The organism is Flagellimonas algicola, assembly GCF_005937185.1.
Taxonomy (GTDB): Bacteria; Bacteroidota; Bacteroidia; order Flavobacteriales; family Flavobacteriaceae; genus Flagellimonas; species Flagellimonas algicola.
Genome location: NZ_VCNI01000001.1, coordinates 1,901,179 through 1,916,945, shown reverse-complemented (window position 1 = coordinate 1,916,945; position 15,767 = coordinate 1,901,179). Strand labels below are relative to the sequence as shown.

At 42.1% G+C, this 15,767-nt stretch carries 11 protein-coding genes; 8 read left to right on the top strand and 3 right to left on the bottom strand.

The features are described from left to right. The first annotated feature begins 49 nt into the window (after positions 1-49). Genes argS through FGG15_RS08325 form a run of 3 tightly spaced genes read left to right on the top strand, consistent with a single transcriptional unit; the run spans position 50 to position 3,425 of the window. Positions 50-1,828 (top strand): arginine--tRNA ligase, encoded by a 1,779-nt coding sequence (gene argS / locus FGG15_RS08335; RefSeq protein ID WP_138835126.1) that lies wholly within the window; start codon positions 50-52, stop codon positions 1,826-1,828. Then, a complete protein-coding gene (locus FGG15_RS08330) occupies positions 1,828-2,646 on the top strand; it encodes a zinc-dependent peptidase (RefSeq protein ID WP_138835124.1) in 819 nt (272 codons plus the stop codon). The genes argS and FGG15_RS08330 overlap by 1 nt, the downstream gene beginning before the upstream one ends. 5 nt (positions 2,647-2,651) lie before the next feature. After that, positions 2,652-3,425: a phosphatidylinositol-specific phospholipase C/glycerophosphodiester phosphodiesterase family protein gene (locus FGG15_RS08325; protein WP_138835122.1), complete on the top strand. Its 774-nt coding sequence runs from the start codon at positions 2,652-2,654 to the stop codon at positions 3,423-3,425. Between the two features lie 16 nt (positions 3,426-3,441). On the opposite strand, the gene FGG15_RS08320 is transcribed toward FGG15_RS08325, so the two are convergent. The 3 genes from FGG15_RS08320 to FGG15_RS08310 all read right to left on the bottom strand — a co-directional run bounded on the left by FGG15_RS08320 (position 3,442) and on the right by FGG15_RS08310 (position 7,552). After that, a complete protein-coding gene (locus tag FGG15_RS08320; RefSeq protein WP_237561778.1) occupies positions 3,442-6,009 on the bottom strand; it encodes a TonB-dependent receptor in 2,568 nt (855 codons plus the stop codon). Next, complete coding sequence (locus FGG15_RS08315) at positions 5,990-6,901, bottom strand: FecR family protein (RefSeq protein WP_138835118.1); 912 nt, start codon at positions 6,899-6,901, stop codon at positions 5,990-5,992. The genes FGG15_RS08320 and FGG15_RS08315 overlap by 20 nt, the downstream gene beginning before the upstream one ends. Before the next feature lie 153 nt (positions 6,902-7,054). Continuing rightward, on the bottom strand, positions 7,055-7,552 hold the full coding sequence (locus FGG15_RS08310) for an RNA polymerase sigma factor (protein ID WP_138835116.1): 498 nt from the start codon (positions 7,550-7,552) through the stop codon (positions 7,055-7,057). Between the two features lie 111 nt (positions 7,553-7,663). Here FGG15_RS08310 and FGG15_RS08305 point away from each other — a divergent pair, with 111 nt between their 5' ends. From FGG15_RS08305 to FGG15_RS08285, 5 genes are all read left to right on the top strand, one after another. Continuing rightward, complete coding sequence (locus tag FGG15_RS08305; RefSeq protein WP_138835114.1) at positions 7,664-9,415, top strand: hypothetical protein; 1,752 nt, start codon at positions 7,664-7,666, stop codon at positions 9,413-9,415. 99 nt (positions 9,416-9,514) lie between these two features. Beyond that, positions 9,515-10,843 carry a signal recognition particle protein gene (gene ffh, locus FGG15_RS08300; RefSeq protein ID WP_138835112.1) on the top strand — a complete coding sequence of 443 codons (1,329 nt, stop codon included), beginning with the start codon at positions 9,515-9,517 and terminating at the stop codon, positions 10,841-10,843. Between the two features lie 115 nt (positions 10,844-10,958). After that, positions 10,959-11,843 carry a bifunctional methylenetetrahydrofolate dehydrogenase/methenyltetrahydrofolate cyclohydrolase FolD gene (gene folD / locus FGG15_RS08295; RefSeq protein WP_138835111.1) on the top strand — a complete coding sequence of 295 codons (885 nt, stop codon included), beginning with the start codon at positions 10,959-10,961 and terminating at the stop codon, positions 11,841-11,843. 68 nt (positions 11,844-11,911) lie between these two features. Continuing rightward, entirely contained in the window at positions 11,912-15,076 is a 3,165-nt protein-coding gene (locus FGG15_RS08290) for a sensor histidine kinase (protein WP_138835110.1), read from the top strand. A gap of 26 nt (positions 15,077-15,102) precedes the next feature. Further along, positions 15,103-15,726 carry a response regulator transcription factor gene (locus tag FGG15_RS08285; protein ID WP_202619531.1) on the top strand — a complete coding sequence of 208 codons (624 nt, stop codon included), beginning with the start codon at positions 15,103-15,105 and terminating at the stop codon, positions 15,724-15,726. The last annotated feature ends 41 nt before the right edge of the window (positions 15,727-15,767 follow it).

The window sequence follows — 15,767 nt, the reverse complement described above, 5'->3', positions numbered from 1 at the left end:
GGAAACGCACAAAAAATATGTAGTTTTGCTGGCTGAAAAGCCCAGATACATGAGTTTGCAAAAAGTAATTTCACAAAGTGTGATCAAAGCGGTAGGGGAGTTGTACCAAGTGGAACTTCCAACCGTTGAATTTCAGCCCACCCGAAAAGATTTTGAAGGGGATATTACCGTGGTTGTTTTTCCCATGTTACGCTTTGTAAAAGGTAACCCTGTTGAAATTGGAAACAAGATTGGCGAGTATCTGCAGGAACATGTATTTGAAGTAGCCAAATTCAACGTGGTCAAGGGTTTTTTGAATCTTGTGGTTGAAGACGGATATTACCTTGATTTTTTCAATTCCATAGTGGGCCAAAAGGAGTATGGATATGTGAAAACAGCATCCAATGATGCCGTGATGGTGGAATATTCTTCCCCCAACACCAATAAACCTTTGCATTTGGGCCATATTCGAAACAACCTCCTTGGATATTCGGTTTCGGAAATCCTTAAAGCGGCAGGAAAGAAGGTGTACAAAACCCAGATTATTAATGATCGTGGGATCCATATCTGTAAAAGCATGCTGGCCTGGCAGAAGTTTGGAGAAGGCGAAACCCCAGAATCGTCAGGATTAAAAGGGGATCATCTGGTTGGGAAATATTATGTGGCCTTTGATCAGGCCTATAAAGCCCAGATTGCCGAGTTGGTGGACTCAGGAACATCCAAAGAACAAGCTGAAAAGGAAGCCCCCATCCTACTAGAAGCCCAGGAAATGCTTCGGAAATGGGAATCAGGGGATGCTGATACCGTTGCCCTTTGGAAAAAGATGAACGGCTGGGTCTATGATGGATTTGATATGACCTATAAAAATCTGGGGGTTGATTTTGACACCTTGTACTATGAAAGTGACACCTATCTTTTGGGCAGGGACATGGTAAAGGATGGTCTGGAACGAGGTGTTTTCTTTAAAAAAGAAGATGGAAGCGTTTGGATTGATCTTACGGATGAAGGATTGGATGAGAAAATTGTACTACGGTCAGATGGCACAGCGGTGTATATGACCCAGGATATTGGTACGGCCATTCAACGGGTCACCGATTTCCCAGACATCAAAGGGTTGGTATACACGGTTGGGAATGAGCAGGACTATCACTTTAGAGTACTTTTCCTTATCCTGAAAAAATTGGGTTACCAATGGGCTCAGCAACTGTACCATTTGAGTTATGGAATGGTGGATTTGCCCAGTGGAAAGATGAAGAGTAGGGAAGGCACCGTGGTGGATGCGGATGACTTGATCAGCAACATGGAGCAGACCGCAGAAGAAATCTCCAAGGAGTTGGGCAAATTGGACGGTTATTCCGAAGGAGAAAGAATAAAGCTGTACCGTACTATTGGACTCGGGGCACTTAAGTACTATATCCTAAAGGTGGACCCCAAAAAACGAATCCTGTTTAACCCAGAAGAGTCGGTGGATTTTCAAGGGAATACCGGGCCGTTTATCCAATACACCTATGCTCGGATCCAATCGATATTACGAAAGGCCAATTTTGATGTCTCGACTGCGTTGGACATGACATTAGAACTACATGAAAAGGAAAAAGAATTGCTCAAACAAATCCAACTCTTTCCAGAAACGGTACAATTGGCCGCAGAAAATTATAGTCCGGCTTTGATTGCCAACTATACATACGACCTCGTAAAGGAGTTCAACTCCTTCTATCAGCAGGTTTCCATTTTAGGAGAACCTGACGAAAACAAAAAACTTTTTAGGGTACAATTGTCCAGTAAAGTAGGAGAGGTCATTCAGTCGGCCTTTAAGCTTTTGGGGATAGTTGTTCCTGAACGGATGTAATGGATGGATTAGGGCTTACACCAACACAAAAAGAAATCGCTGCACTGGTTTTGGCGATTGGTCTGCTGTATGTTTTTGCCCGAGTAGGATATCAGCAATTTTTTGGAGAGCGATTCACTTTTTATAATGTATTTCATCCGGTTCGCCGGATTACGGCTAGGGAACGAAATTTCATAAGTAGTTTTTTGCTGCCTTATCGTCAATTTAACGATAAAGAACGCAAGACCTTCCTAAAACGATTTGCCTGGTTCAAATCCAAAAAACCTTTTGTCTTTTATGGCGATATAGAGAACAGCGAGGAAATTAAGGCTTATGTGTCCGCTTCGGCCATTCTATTGACTATGGGGATGAACGATTTCAGGTTTGAGAAATCCATTTCAAGAATTATCATTTATCCGGATAAATATTACTCCAGAATCGGGAAAAGTCATCATATTGGAGAGTACAACCCCAACTTAAGAATCCTGGTTTTTTCTGCGGAAGACTTGGCCAAAGGATTCAGTATACCCAATGACAACAGGAATCTTGGTATACATGAAGTGGCTCATGCGTTGATGTTCGAAACTAGAAAAAAAGCTTCCTGGGAAGCTCGTAGATTCAAGGTGGGTTTGATACAAATCAAAAATATTTTTGAATCCAGGGAGTTTCAGGATACCTTATCCAATTCGAACTATTTTAGGGAATATGGAATGACCAACTTCTATGAATTCTTTGCCGTAATGGCGGAGAATTTTGTAGAAAGCCCAAAACAATTTAAATCTGAGTATTCCGAGTTATACGATACGGTTAAAAGGATGTTCAACATGGAATTGATTTGACTTCTATGAGATCAATAAAAATTGCTCTCCTGTTTTTTCAGAGCGTCCTTACCTTGGGTATTGCCCAGACGAACGTTGGTATTCACTCCCATAATGATTATGAACAAAGAATTCCTTTTTGGGATGCGTTTTCCGCAGGCGCGAAATCCATAGAAGCGGATGTATTTTTGGTTGAAGGCAAGCTCTTTGTGGCCCATGAAGAAGAAAATATTCGTCCTGAAAGAACCTTGGAAACCGTCTATTTGCTCCCGCTAAAAAGAGCGGAACAAATGTATGGCCGTAAATCTTTGGATTTTCAATTGATGATTGATGTTAAGTCAGAAGCCTATACAACCCTCAAAGCTATCGTTGAGCTTTTGGAAAAATACAGGCCCTATTTAAAACCTTATAACAAAACAGGGGTTTCCATTGTTATCTCGGGAAACCGACCGCATGAGAAGGACTATGCCAACTATCCGGATTTTATCCTGTTTGATTGTCAGGATATTTCAGGAATGCCGCAGCAGATGTGGCCCAAAGTGGCCATGATCAGCACCAGTTTTAGGAATTTCTCCAAGTGGAACGGTACGGAAGACATTTTGGTAAGGGATGAAAAAAAGGTGAGGGGATTTGTGGAAACTGCCCGTGAATTTTCAAAACCTATTCGTTTTTGGGCAACACCGGATACGGAAAAAGCATGGCACAAATTACTATCCTGGGGAGTGAGTTACATTAATACGGATAATCCGGAGGAGGTACAGGTCTATCTTAAAAAGAAAGTGCCTTCGCAACGTGAATAAGTTGAGATTCCCGCGATTAAAAATTAACCCTAAAACTAACATTTGGGGTAAGACCCAAAGAGATGTTTTCCACCGTTTCAATCTGATTCTCTTCCGTGAGGCGGTAGTATTTGTTCAAGCTGTTTTTACGGTTGGTCATGTTCAGCAAGGAAACTCCGGCATTAGCTTTTATTCTTTGACTGATATTGAACTTATAGATTGCAGATGCATCCATCCTGAAATAATCGTCTAACCTGCTGCTGTTGGGTTCCTTGTAGTTGATTTGGACGGGAAAAACAGAGGTGTCCACTGCCAAATCCCCATCTTGGGGTTCCGTAAAGGGCTTTCCGGACCTATAATTGACGCCAAGACTCAATTTCAACTTGTTGTAGGTGTAGGTTCCTGCAAAAGTCAGGGTGTGCCTAATATCCAGGTTGTTGGGGAAACTATTGGGAACAATGGTCTCAAACGTATAGTCGTTTTTATTATAAGTATAGCTTAACCATGTGCTGTAATTATTGCCTTTTTTGTTGACTAGGAATTCCATCCCCTTCACATCATAACTCCCAATTTCACCACCAAACTGGTTTTGGTTTTGAAACCCTTGCGTGCTGGTGCTGATTCCATCCACTTTTTTATAAAATCCTTCCAAACCAATATAGAACTTATTGGTATCGTAGTTGATACCCATTGACCCTTGCTTACTTTGTGTGATGGGCAAAGTGTCGTCATCGGATAAAATCCAACGTCGTTTTTCTATGCCAAGAAAATTCTGTTCCAAGTCGATCACCTGATTAGTAGACTGACTCTTAAATTCGCCCAGAACCTCTAATCTGAAGTTTGGTGCAAATGAGTAGCTTAAATTCAATCGGGGTTCCACCAAAAATTTAGTAAAGGTTCCCAGATTTTCCATGTAGTTTAGGCGTACTCCGGCCCTTCCCGCAAATTTTAGATCATCGGTTTTGTAGCCAACCCCGGAATAAGGCGCATGTATCCGTACCACTCCTTTAATTTCGCTTTTAAAATTAGGTTGGTTGATAATGGTTGTATTCGCAATTCCCGTTTCTATGTATTGATAACCGTTGTTCCACTCAAAATTATCGGTCAGTTTGTATTTGGTATCCAGCTTAAGTGCTGTCTCCAACACCTCGTTCCGTTGCAACAACAGTTGTATCTGGTTGGCAAAAATGCTTTCGGCATCCAAAACATACCTAGTGTAATACAAGTTTAGATTGGAAGAGAAATTGTTGGTCCAATCGCTATGCAGCTGTCCTCCCACTGAGATATTGGTCTGGTCCAAAATACTGTTGGTGCTCTCAACATCGGTAAGGTTGGTTTCCGTATAGTCAAGGTTATTGGCCATACCAATAAAATTCAGGCGTAACTGGTGATAATCATTGATGTCATAAAGTAGTTTGCCCGTAAAATCATAGAAGAAGAAATTCTCATTACGTAGAATTTCATCCGCAACTGCAATATTATTTTCATTGGTCACCTCACTGTCCTGGAAAGCCCGGTCGAAAAATTTGTTGTAGGTTGGGGTGTTCAAAAAGTCGGTAGTGGAACGCCGTGCGGAAAATTGGAGTCCAAGTTTATGGGTTACAGGGATTTGACCATAGATATCCCCACTGATAAAGTTAAATCCCGCCCCTCCTACAAAATAATCCGTAAGCTCATTACTGGTTTCCATTTGTATAACGCTGCTTACACCGTCTCCGAACGCAGAGGGCGTACCATTTTTAAAAACGGTGATTTTATCCGTGAGATAGGGATTAAAGGCCGAAATCAAACCAAAAAAATGCCCTGATTGGTACATTTTTATACCATTCCATAAAATGAGGTTTTGGTCGTTGGTACCTCCGCGAACGTTGATATCCGATACGGTTTCATCAATACTTTTAATTCCTGGGAGTGCTTGCACGGTTTGAAGGATGTCAGGTTCAATCAAGCCGGGTAAAATACCAAAATCTGCTGTATTTAGGGTGATGCTGGCATCTGTTTCCTTGATAATTCCGGTGGTAAGGAACTGGTAAACCACCACTTCTTGGAGTTGCTCGTAATGCTGGGCCATCAAGATTTTGGGGCAACCGCCTTTTTTCATTAACTCTTCAACGGTTACGTATTTGGTATTAAAGCCCAAATATCGAATTTTTAGGGTTGCATTTCTAGGAATATCAGTTAGCAGAAATGATCCATCAGGGTTTGTAGACTGGGCAATTTCGGTTCCGAAGACCTCTACTGTGGCACCCGGGATATTGTTTTCTGCAAAATTGTCCAAAACCTGTGCGCAAACACGAACCAGGGAATTTTTGGTAAGCGTATAGTAACGGTCGTTAAGCTTTTGGGACTTGATTTGGAGCTCGGAGCCAATGAAATCCAGGATATCCTGTAAGGCCACTAGATTGCTGGGAACAGCGATGGTAATACCTTCCAGGTCCTCATGGATATAGGAAAACTTGATATCAAACTTTTCTTCCAGGGTCTTGATATAGGCAACAAGGGGTGTGGGTGTCCCAGATTCTACCTGTGCACTAAGATTTGGGGTCAGGAGAAGTATAAACACCAAGAAGAGGCCTAATTGGCTGCTAAGGAGTCTTTTCAGCATAGAAAAGTACATTATCGCCCTCAAGTTTGTAATTCATTCGAGATGGGGTGCTTATACTTTTTAACGCCATATTTAAGTCTGTGTTGCTAAAAGTTCCTGTAAATAACAGATTCTTATCAACATTTTGTGTTTTTACCTTGATATTGAACTGACGCTCCAGTTCATTTAGCACAAATTCCAAGGGAATGCGCTCAAAGGAGCTTTCGTTGTTAACCCAGGTGGGCTGCGTGGTATTGGGTTTTGGAGCATCCATTATTTGCCCATCAATCACCACAAATGAACTACCAGCTGGCAATTGGGTCTCCGTATTATTGTACGTCACACTGACTAAGCCTTCAAAACAGGTCACTTCAAAAAAGTCTTCCCTGTTTTCCACATTGAATTGGGTGCCCAGTACAGCCACTGTTCCATGATTGGTGGAAACAGTGAATTTTTTTCCTTTGGCAACTTTGAAGAATGCCTCACCCTTAAGGGCTACATTTCTTTCCTCATCCCAATTTTTTTCACTGTAAGAAATTCTGGAGTCCGCATTCAAAAGGATTTCCGAATTGTCTGGAAGAACTACTTCAGTGCGTTCCGCCAACGCTGTGGTAACGGATTCATCCAAAGTGTTTACATAGAAATAAGAGCCTGTCAACAAAATTGCAATGGCCGCTGCCACACGCAAGAACTTCTTGAACGGGTGTAGCGCAACCACTTTTGGGGCAGCTCCAATGCGCTCATCCATAAGCTTTTGAAAAGCTTGGTCCGCATTGAATTCAGGGGCTTCCATTGTGCCGGAAACCTTCTTGAGCTTATTGTAGGAAGCATAGGCATCGGACTTTTTAAACTCCGATAGCTCCGCTTCTGAAAGCTCTCCGCTAAGCCATTTTGCCAAATAATTTTCTTGCATGATTTCTATGCTTTACACATTAATAACAACTCACTTCCAATTTACCCTACCTCTTAAATTTTGAATTATTAATTCTTAATGCTTAATTGTTTCAATCAATTGGATGGCGAATGCCAATTTTTTAATTCACAATTTAACATTCTCAATTCAAAATTAAATGCCGTCAATCTGCTCCCTAAGGGTTTTAAGTGCCAAGTGCATCCGTTTTTCTATAGCCTTTACGCTAACCCCTTCCATTTCTGCAATTTCGGCGTATTTTTTGCCATCTATTCGATTCAATAAAAAGGTGGTGCGCTGATTTTCAGGTAAATCGTTCAGGGCTTTGTCCAGTTTTTCCTTGTATTGTTGTTCCTCCATCAAGAACTCAGGGGATTCATTGGAGTGTTCCAAAGTGGGGGCAGCATACTTCAATCTTACCTTTTCTGCTTTGAGCACATTTAAATACAGATTGTTGGCCACGGTATATAAATAGGACTTGGCTTTCTCCGGTACCACCTTGGCACAATTCTCCCAAAGTTTCACAAAGGCCTCCTGCACAGCATCGTGCGCTTTCTCCTCGTTGCCAAACTTATAATATATATAGTTGAATACCGTTTTGGAATTAGCCTTGAAAACGGAGCTAAAAACCTGCTCTTCGCAAACGTTGTCCATTTAGGAGGTTTTGTTTTGACCAAAGATATTTGAAAAAAAACAAAGATGAAGTAGGGTTTTTTATCGGTGAGTTGTTTTAAGATTGAATTCTAACTAAAAATCCAAATCGTTATGAAAAAGTTGATAAATTTAATGTATGCCGGCTTTGTGCTAATGGCCCTTACATTTACTTCCTGCCAAGATGAATTCGAAGAAGTGACAGGAGGTACTGAAAATGAGACCATCCAGGCTGATTCTTCCACCGCCCTGTTAATTGAGAAAACATCTTCCAATGATGGTTCTTTTGACAATATTGTGGATGGTGCCAGTTGTATAGCGCTAAACTTCCCTTATACCGTTGAAGTAAACGGAATTGAAGTTACCATTGATTCACGCGAAGATCTTCACACCATCGAAGATATTTTTGATGAGGTGGATATTGATGATGATATCCTTGAAATTATTTTCCCTATTACAATTACCCTTGCCGATTTTACCGAAGTAGTTATCGAGAACATTGAACAACTTCGTGAATTGGCTGCCGATTGTAAGGAAGGTGGAGATGATGATGACATTGAATGTATCGACTTTGTGTATCCAATTACCCTTTACACTTTTGACATCAATGAGCAACAGACAGGTGAGGTCATGGTGGAGAGTGATGAGCAGTTGAGAAGATTCTTTAAAGGATTGGAAGATGATGATCTAGTTAGCATCCAGTTTCCGATTACTTTGAAAAAATATGACGGTACCGAAATCGTTGTGGATAGCAATGCAGAATTGGCCCGTGCCTTGGAATTGGCCAAAGATGAGTGTGATGAGGACGACGACAATGATTATAACGATGACGACTTTGATGAAGAAAGGTTCGATTTCTGTTTAACTCAATGTCCATGGAAAGTAATGGAGGTAGTTCGTGATGAGGTGAACCAGACCGATCAGTACTATGCTCGTATCATTAAGTTCTTTGAAGGAGGTGGTGTAACAGTTACCGATGGTTCTGGAAATGTTGTAGAAGGAACTTGGAGCAGCAGCTTTACCGATCGTGGACCGCTTTTGACCTTGGAGTTTGAAACCTTGGTTGACTTTAACTTGGAGTGGTTAGTGTACGAAATTGGTGATCATACCATCAAATTGTATAATGAGAACGGTAACAAGATCATTCTTAAGCAACTTTGTGAAGACGATTTACCAGGACCTGACACCTTGCGTGAGATCTTGAAAGAATGTGAGTGGATCATCAAAAAGGTGAAAAACCAAGGAGAGGAAATTGACAGATTGCTGGGTTGGGAATTCAAATTCTTGCCAGAAGGTGTTGTAACCTTGAGCAACGGAGAAAGCACTTCCGAAGGAACCTGGGAAATTGGAGAAAACAATGAAGGTGTTCTTTCTTTGCTGATCACTATGGGTGACGAACCAGGTGTTAGCTTTGAATGGCCTCTAAGAGACTTGGATGACCATAGATTGAAATTTGAAGTGGAGGAAGTGGACTATGAATTGACCTTGCTTCGAGTATGTGATGATAATGCCAACGACGGGGATGTTACCGAAATCAGAAGCGCCATGAAAGATGGTACTTGGGTAGTGGCCTTGTATGAAGAAGATGATATGAACAAGACCGAGGATTTTGCCGGTTTGGACTTCTACTTCAATGAAATGCATCAAGTAAACGTGGATGAAAACGATAATCCGATCATCCAGGGTGTTTGGAGAGTTTTAAGAGGAGATGACAACTATTTAAAATTCTTCCTCAGCTTTGACCACGATGGTAAGTTCAATGACATTACCGATGATTGGTACATTGAATCCGTGACCGCCAATCGTATAGAATTGGTTCACGAGGATGAAAATTCCACCGAAACTTTAGTTTTCGAGAAATTATAAGATTTTCCCCTATCTTTTTTTGAAAAGGACGGCTCTCCCCAAAGCCGTCCTTTTCTTTTTATTCTTAAATTTGTCCCTCCTTTAAAATGACGGGAACTCATGTTCGATAATTTAAGTGAAAAGCTGGATAAGGCACTTCACGTCCTCAAGGGGCGCGGCCAAATAACAGAGATCAATGTAGCGGAAACTGTGAAAGAGGTCCGTAGGGCCTTGTTGGATGCCGATGTCAATTTTAAAATTGCCAAAGAGTTTACCAATAAAGTTAGGGAGAAAGCTTTGGGTCAAAACGTGTTGACCAACTTACAGCCGGGTCAGCTCATGGTTAAGATCGTTAAGGACGAGCTTACCCAATTGATGGGAGGTGATGCCGAAGAAATCGACTTGTCTGGGAACCCAACTGTGGTGTTGATGTCCGGATTACAAGGTTCGGGTAAAACCACCTTTTCTGGAAAATTGGCCAATTATCTTCAGAATAAGAAGAGCAAAAAGCCGCTATTGGTCGCCTGTGATGTATATCGGCCTGCGGCGATAGATCAGTTGCATGTAGTTGGGGAGCAAATCGGTGTTGAGGTATATTCCGACCGGGAAAATAACGATCCTGTGGCCATTGCCAAGGCTGGGTTAAAGCATGCCAAATCCATTGGTTGCAATGTGGTGATTATTGATACGGCGGGTCGTTTGGCCGTGGATGAGCAAATGATGACCGAGATTGCCAACATTCATAAGGCTATTGATCCCCAGGAAACGCTTTTTGTGGTCGATTCCATGACGGGACAGGATGCGGTAAACACCGCTAAAGCGTTTAATGACATCCTTAATTTTGATGGCGTTATTTTGACCAAGTTGGACGGGGATACCCGAGGGGGTGCTGCCATATCCATTAAGTCCGTTGTAGACAAGCCTATCAAATTTATCGGTACAGGGGAAAAGATGGAAGCCATTGATGTTTTCCATCCATCACGTATGGCGGATAGGATTCTGGGGATGGGAGATGTGGTTTCCCTTGTAGAACGTGCCCAAGAGCAATTTGATGAGGAGCAAGCCCGGAAAATCCAAAAGAAAATAGCCAAGAACCGCTTTGGTTTTGACGATTTTTTAAGCCAGATCCAACAAATCAAGAAAATGGGGAACATGAAGGACCTCATGGGAATGATTCCTGGAGCAGGAAAGGCTCTAAAAGGGTTGGATATAGATGATGATGCGTTTAAGCATATAGAGGCCATTATCCACTCCATGACCCCTGATGAGCGATCTACCCCATCCAAATTGAATGCAAGCCGAAAAAAGCGAATTGCGGCTGGTAGCGGACGTACCATACAAGAAGTCAACCAGTTGTTGAAACAATTTGAGCAGATGAGCAAAATGATGAAGATGATGCAAGGTGGTGGTGGTAAAAAGATGATGCAGATGATGCAGAACATGAGATAACTTTTAAACACCAAACACCAAACACCAAACACCAAACACCAAACACCAAACACCAAACACCAAACACCAAACACCAAACACCAAACACCAAACACCAAACAACAATAACCAACCCATGGAAATTCTTGATGGAAAAAAAGTATCCAATCAAATAAAAGACGAAATAGCCGTTGAAGTTGCCCAAATGAAGGAACGGGGTGAAAAAGTACCTCATTTGGCTGCAGTTTTGGTGGGAAATGATGGTGCTAGTCTCACCTATGTAGGCAGCAAAGTGCGCTCCTGCAAAAAAATTGGTTTTGAGTCTACTTTGATCCATCTTCCGGAAGAAACCTCAGAAGAAGAATTATTGGGTCAGGTTCAAGCTCTTAATGCAAACCCTGATATTGACGGATATATAGTTCAATTGCCCCTTCCCAAACATATAGACGAGCAAAAAGTGCTCATGGCTGTGGATCCAGATAAGGATGTGGACGGTTTTCACCCCGCCAACTTTGGAAAAATGGCCTTGGATATGGAATCCTTCATTCCTGCCACTCCCTTTGGTATTATGGAGCTGTTGCGCAGGTATGATGTGGATACCTCGGGAAAGCATACTGTTGTTATTGGAAGAAGCCACATCGTGGGTAGGCCTATCAGTATTTTGATGAGCCAAAAGGGAAAAGCAGCAGATTCCACCGTAACCATTACCCATAGTAGAACCAAGGATCTAAAGAGTCTCACCCTACAAGCGGATATTGTGGTATCGGCCCTTGGCGTTCCCAATTTCTTAAAAGCCGATATGGTCAAAGATGGGGTGGTCATTATTGATGTGGGGATAACCCGAGTCCCAGATGAATCCAGGGAGCGGGGCTATTACATTACCGGTGATGTGGACTTTGATGGGGTTAGTCAAAAGGCGTCCTATATTACCCCGGTACCTGGTGGGGTAGGGCCAATGACCATTGCCATGTTGCTCAAAAACACCTTATTGGCAAGGGAAAGACATCAGATTAAAAACTAGCTTATCCATCTCAGGGTAAGCAGATTAATATGCTATATTTAGCATAAAACTAATTCAACCCGACCGCCATGAGGGCGTATCTTTCAACCTTTCTCACGGCCTTGTTATTTGTGCTTGGCCCCTACCTCTTTGGCCAACGTTATCACACCACCCGATACGCTGATGACAGTGGATTACCTTCGCGGATTGTCAATGATGTTATCCAAGACCAACAGGGATTTATTTGGGTTGCGGGGAACAATGGACTCTACAAGTTTGATGGCAAGAAATTCAACCCTCATCTAGCTTCCTTAAAGGATACCCTTGGGTTGAGGGACAACAAAATTACCTCCCTAATCCAAGCTAAGGATGGCAAAATGTGGATTGGCACGGCCAAAGGGCTTCATCTAATGCAGGGCGATAGCATCAGGTATTTTCAGTTGTTGGATGAACCCACTGACAGCCAGGATTATGTGCTCAACGTTTTTGAAGACCGAAATGAAAACCTGTGGATTGGAACTTACGGAGGGCTTTTTTTGGTGGAAAAATCCAAGAAAGCCACTCATTTTTTTGATGGAGAAGGTCAAGCTTCTGTTTCAAAGACTACCATTTGGCGCACGACAGAGGATAATCAAGGGAGATTATGGATAGCTACCAAAAATGGCCCTTTTGTAATGGATTCCCATCAAGATTTTCAATTCAAAAAGGTCAAGACCCCGTTGCTTGGGAGTTTACAAGATTTGGAAGCCTTGGATTTTTTTGGTTTTAGGCAATACAATGATTCGATCATGTTGGTGGAATCCAACAAAGGTATTTTGAAAGGTGTCATTGATGGGAGCCGTTCCATGAGAATAAGCAAGTTTTTGGATGAAAGCGGGAAGGAACTTGAAGAGCATTTCATTGAAAACTTTATGATTACGCCCAATGGGGATATATGGGCTGCCACTTGGAAGAAAAACTTTAAAAAATATCGATACCAAGAAGGACGTTTATTGGAGCAATCCGTAATATCCAAAAACGGTTTGTTGAACATGTCGGGAAATTCCAAATCCGTATTTGAGGACAAGCAGGGCAGCATTTGGATCACCAACACCAATGGGCTTTACAAATTAAGTAGAACAAGGGAGGAAGTCTTGGTGTTCCCTTCTAGGTATGAAGCGGATTGTTTGTCGGACTTTTATGGAATATATTCCATTAAGGAAGACCATAAGTCCAATTTGTGGATCACCACCTCCACCAAACTTTATCGCATAAAAAAACAAGAGGTATTGGAGGGAAAATGCCCAGAAGCGTATTTGGTCTTTGAAGATGGGGATATGCAACTTTCGCGAGATATTAACATCGACAGCCAAAACAGACTATGGATAGGTGCGGATGGTGGGCTTTTTGTCACCCAATTGGACAGTAAACAGCGTCCGGGTCCATTCCACAAAATTGATAAATCCGATGGCCTGCCTTCCAATTGGTCTTATGATGTCCTGGAAATTGCAAAAGACACCTTCTGGGTCGGAAACTACACTGGACTGGTTCGGATGATTCTTCCCGAAGGAAATTTTAAGAAACCCGAGATTGAGGTCTTTACTTCTGAAGAGGATAAGCCCAATAGTCTGGTTAATTCCCAGGCTATGGATTTGGAATGGGATAGAGCGGGCAATTTGTGGATTGGCACTTTCAATGGAGTTAGCCGGCTTTCGAAGGGGGAAAACAAGGGTTATTTTGAGAATTATACCCATACATTTGGCAAATTTGAAGGCCTGAGCCATAATTCCGTCAAAAAAATTTTTAGGGATAGTGGGGATAGGCTTTGGATTGCTACCCAACGAGGATTAAATTTATATAGACCAGATATCAATGGATTTTATCAGTTTGGACATGCTGAGGGATTACCTTCGGAATATATTCTGGGCATACAGGAAGATTCCAAAGGTTTTTTATGGATTTGTACCACCAATGGAGTCCTCAGGGCAAAGTACAACGTAAGTGGAAATCAGTTTGTAGAACGTAAGCATTATACGTCCCAAACAGGTCTGGCCGATAACATCCCCTATAGAAATTCCATTTGGATTGATGATGGCGATAATGTATTTATTGGGAGTAGGGAGGGAATAAGTGTAATAGGGAACCATCTTACTGAAACTCAAGAAGTGGAATTTGATTTGGTGTTGATAGCCTCCGAGGTCATGCAAAAGGGAACCCATGGCTTCACTTCGATCCCCGATGGTGGGGATAACGGGCAAATTAAGTTATCACATAAGGAAAATACGATAAGAATAGATTACCGAGCCCTAGATTTTACCCAACCTGAAAATCTTGAATATAGGCACAAATTATTACCTGGAGATGACGCTTGGGTCTTCACTGGAGCCAATCCTGAGTTAACATACTACAATCTTCCCCCGGGGGATTATCAGTTGGTTTTGGATGGGAGCAATTCCGTAGGCAAATGGTCGGAGAGTCCCATAACCCTCGATTTTTCCATAGCCCCACCATTTTGGAGGTCTACATGGGCATATGTATTGTACGTGGTGCTTTTAGCTGGAATTTTGCGCTTCTTTTACCTCATGCGCATTGGAAAAAAAGAACGGGAGTTGGAACAAAAAGCGCAATTGGAACAAGCATTGATGGAAGAACGCGAACAGTTGCGAAAAGATAATGCAGCCGATTTTCATGATGAATTGGGTTCCATGATCACCAAGATTTCCCTCTTTTTGGAAATGGCACAGCGCCAGCTGGAAGAAAACAAAGATCCCTTACCCTTTTTCAACAAGATTAGGAACAATCTTAAAGGTCTTTCCGGAGGGTTCAGGGATTTACTTTGGGTAATTGATCCACAAAAGGACAGTCTTGAGGATACATTTATCCGTCTTAAAGATTTTGGCGAGGAGTTTTTTGATAAAAGCCAAGTAACCTTCACTTCCAGTCCCCTCATTCCAGGATTGGAGGCCAAACAACTCAGTCCCAAAAGCAAGAAACAGGCTATCATGATTTTCAAAGAAGCCATGACCAATAGCCTAAAATATGCCAAAGCCACACAGGCCCAGTTAAATCTCATTTGTCATAACGATTGGTCCACTTTGGAATTTAAGGACAATGGTGTCGGTTTTAATGTAGCCCAAAAGTCCAAGGGAAGGGGATTGAAGAACATGAGAGCCCGTGCTACCAAGATTGAGGCAGAACTGGAGATATTGTCTTCCACCAAGGGAACCATCATCCGATTGGATAGAATACCCCATACGGGGGATACAAATTCCTGACAAGTTGATTAACTTGTAGGAGTATCATGGACCAGACCATACATTTGGCGATTGTTGAGGACGATAATGAGATTCGTCAGGCCCTTTGCATGATTATTGACGGCTCACCGGGATTTACTTGTAAATATGCTTTTCCTGATGGTGAATCGGCCTTGGCTTCCATAGGAAACCTTCCCGTGGATATTGTGCTTATGGATATTGATCTTCCAGGAAAATCGGGTATCGAAGTAACCCGTAAGCTGAAATCGGAAAACCCGGAAATCGATTTTATCATGCTCACCGTACAATCCGACGATGATTCCATTTTCAAGTCTTTGTGCGCGGGTGCTTCGGGGTATCTACTTAAAGAAACCAGTCCATCAAATCTATTGGACCACATTCGGGAAGTGTATATGGGCGGGTCGCCCATGAGCAGTAAGATCGCAAGGAGGATCATCAATTCTTTTCGGGTGATACAAAACCCCCTTAGCAATCGTGAAATGGAAATTTTGGAGATGTTGGGTCAGGGTTTAAACTATAAGGATATTGCCAAAGACATCTTTTTAAGCCCACATACTGTTAAGACGCATATCAAAAACATCTATAGCAAACTTCACGTAAAAAACAGGGCAGAGGCCATCTATAAGGCCATAAAGCAGAACCTGATTTGATTATAAGCCATTTGGAAATACCTCTTTTGGGCGATTGATGC

Coding starts and splice junctions, on each gene's coding strand:
- argS (WP_138835126.1), top strand. CDS start 50: ATGAGTTTGCAAAAAGTAATTTCACAAAGTGTGATCAAAGCGGTAGGG.
- FGG15_RS08330 (WP_138835124.1), top strand. CDS start 1,828: ATGGATGGATTAGGGCTTACACCAACACAAAAAGAAATCGCTGCACTG.
- FGG15_RS08325 (WP_138835122.1), top strand. CDS start 2,652: ATGAGATCAATAAAAATTGCTCTCCTGTTTTTTCAGAGCGTCCTTACC.
- FGG15_RS08320 (WP_237561778.1), bottom strand. CDS start 6,009: ATGCTGAAAAGACTCCTTAGCAGCCAATTAGGCCTCTTCTTGGTGTTT.
- FGG15_RS08315 (WP_138835118.1), bottom strand. CDS start 6,901: ATGCAAGAAAATTATTTGGCAAAATGGCTTAGCGGAGAGCTTTCAGAA.
- FGG15_RS08310 (WP_138835116.1), bottom strand. CDS start 7,552: ATGGACAACGTTTGCGAAGAGCAGGTTTTTAGCTCCGTTTTCAAGGCT.
- FGG15_RS08305 (WP_138835114.1), top strand. CDS start 7,664: ATGAAAAAGTTGATAAATTTAATGTATGCCGGCTTTGTGCTAATGGCC.
- ffh (WP_138835112.1), top strand. CDS start 9,515: ATGTTCGATAATTTAAGTGAAAAGCTGGATAAGGCACTTCACGTCCTC.
- folD (WP_138835111.1), top strand. CDS start 10,959: ATGGAAATTCTTGATGGAAAAAAAGTATCCAATCAAATAAAAGACGAA.
- FGG15_RS08290 (WP_138835110.1), top strand. CDS start 11,912: ATGAGGGCGTATCTTTCAACCTTTCTCACGGCCTTGTTATTTGTGCTT.
- FGG15_RS08285 (WP_202619531.1), top strand. CDS start 15,103: ATGGACCAGACCATACATTTGGCGATTGTTGAGGACGATAATGAGATT.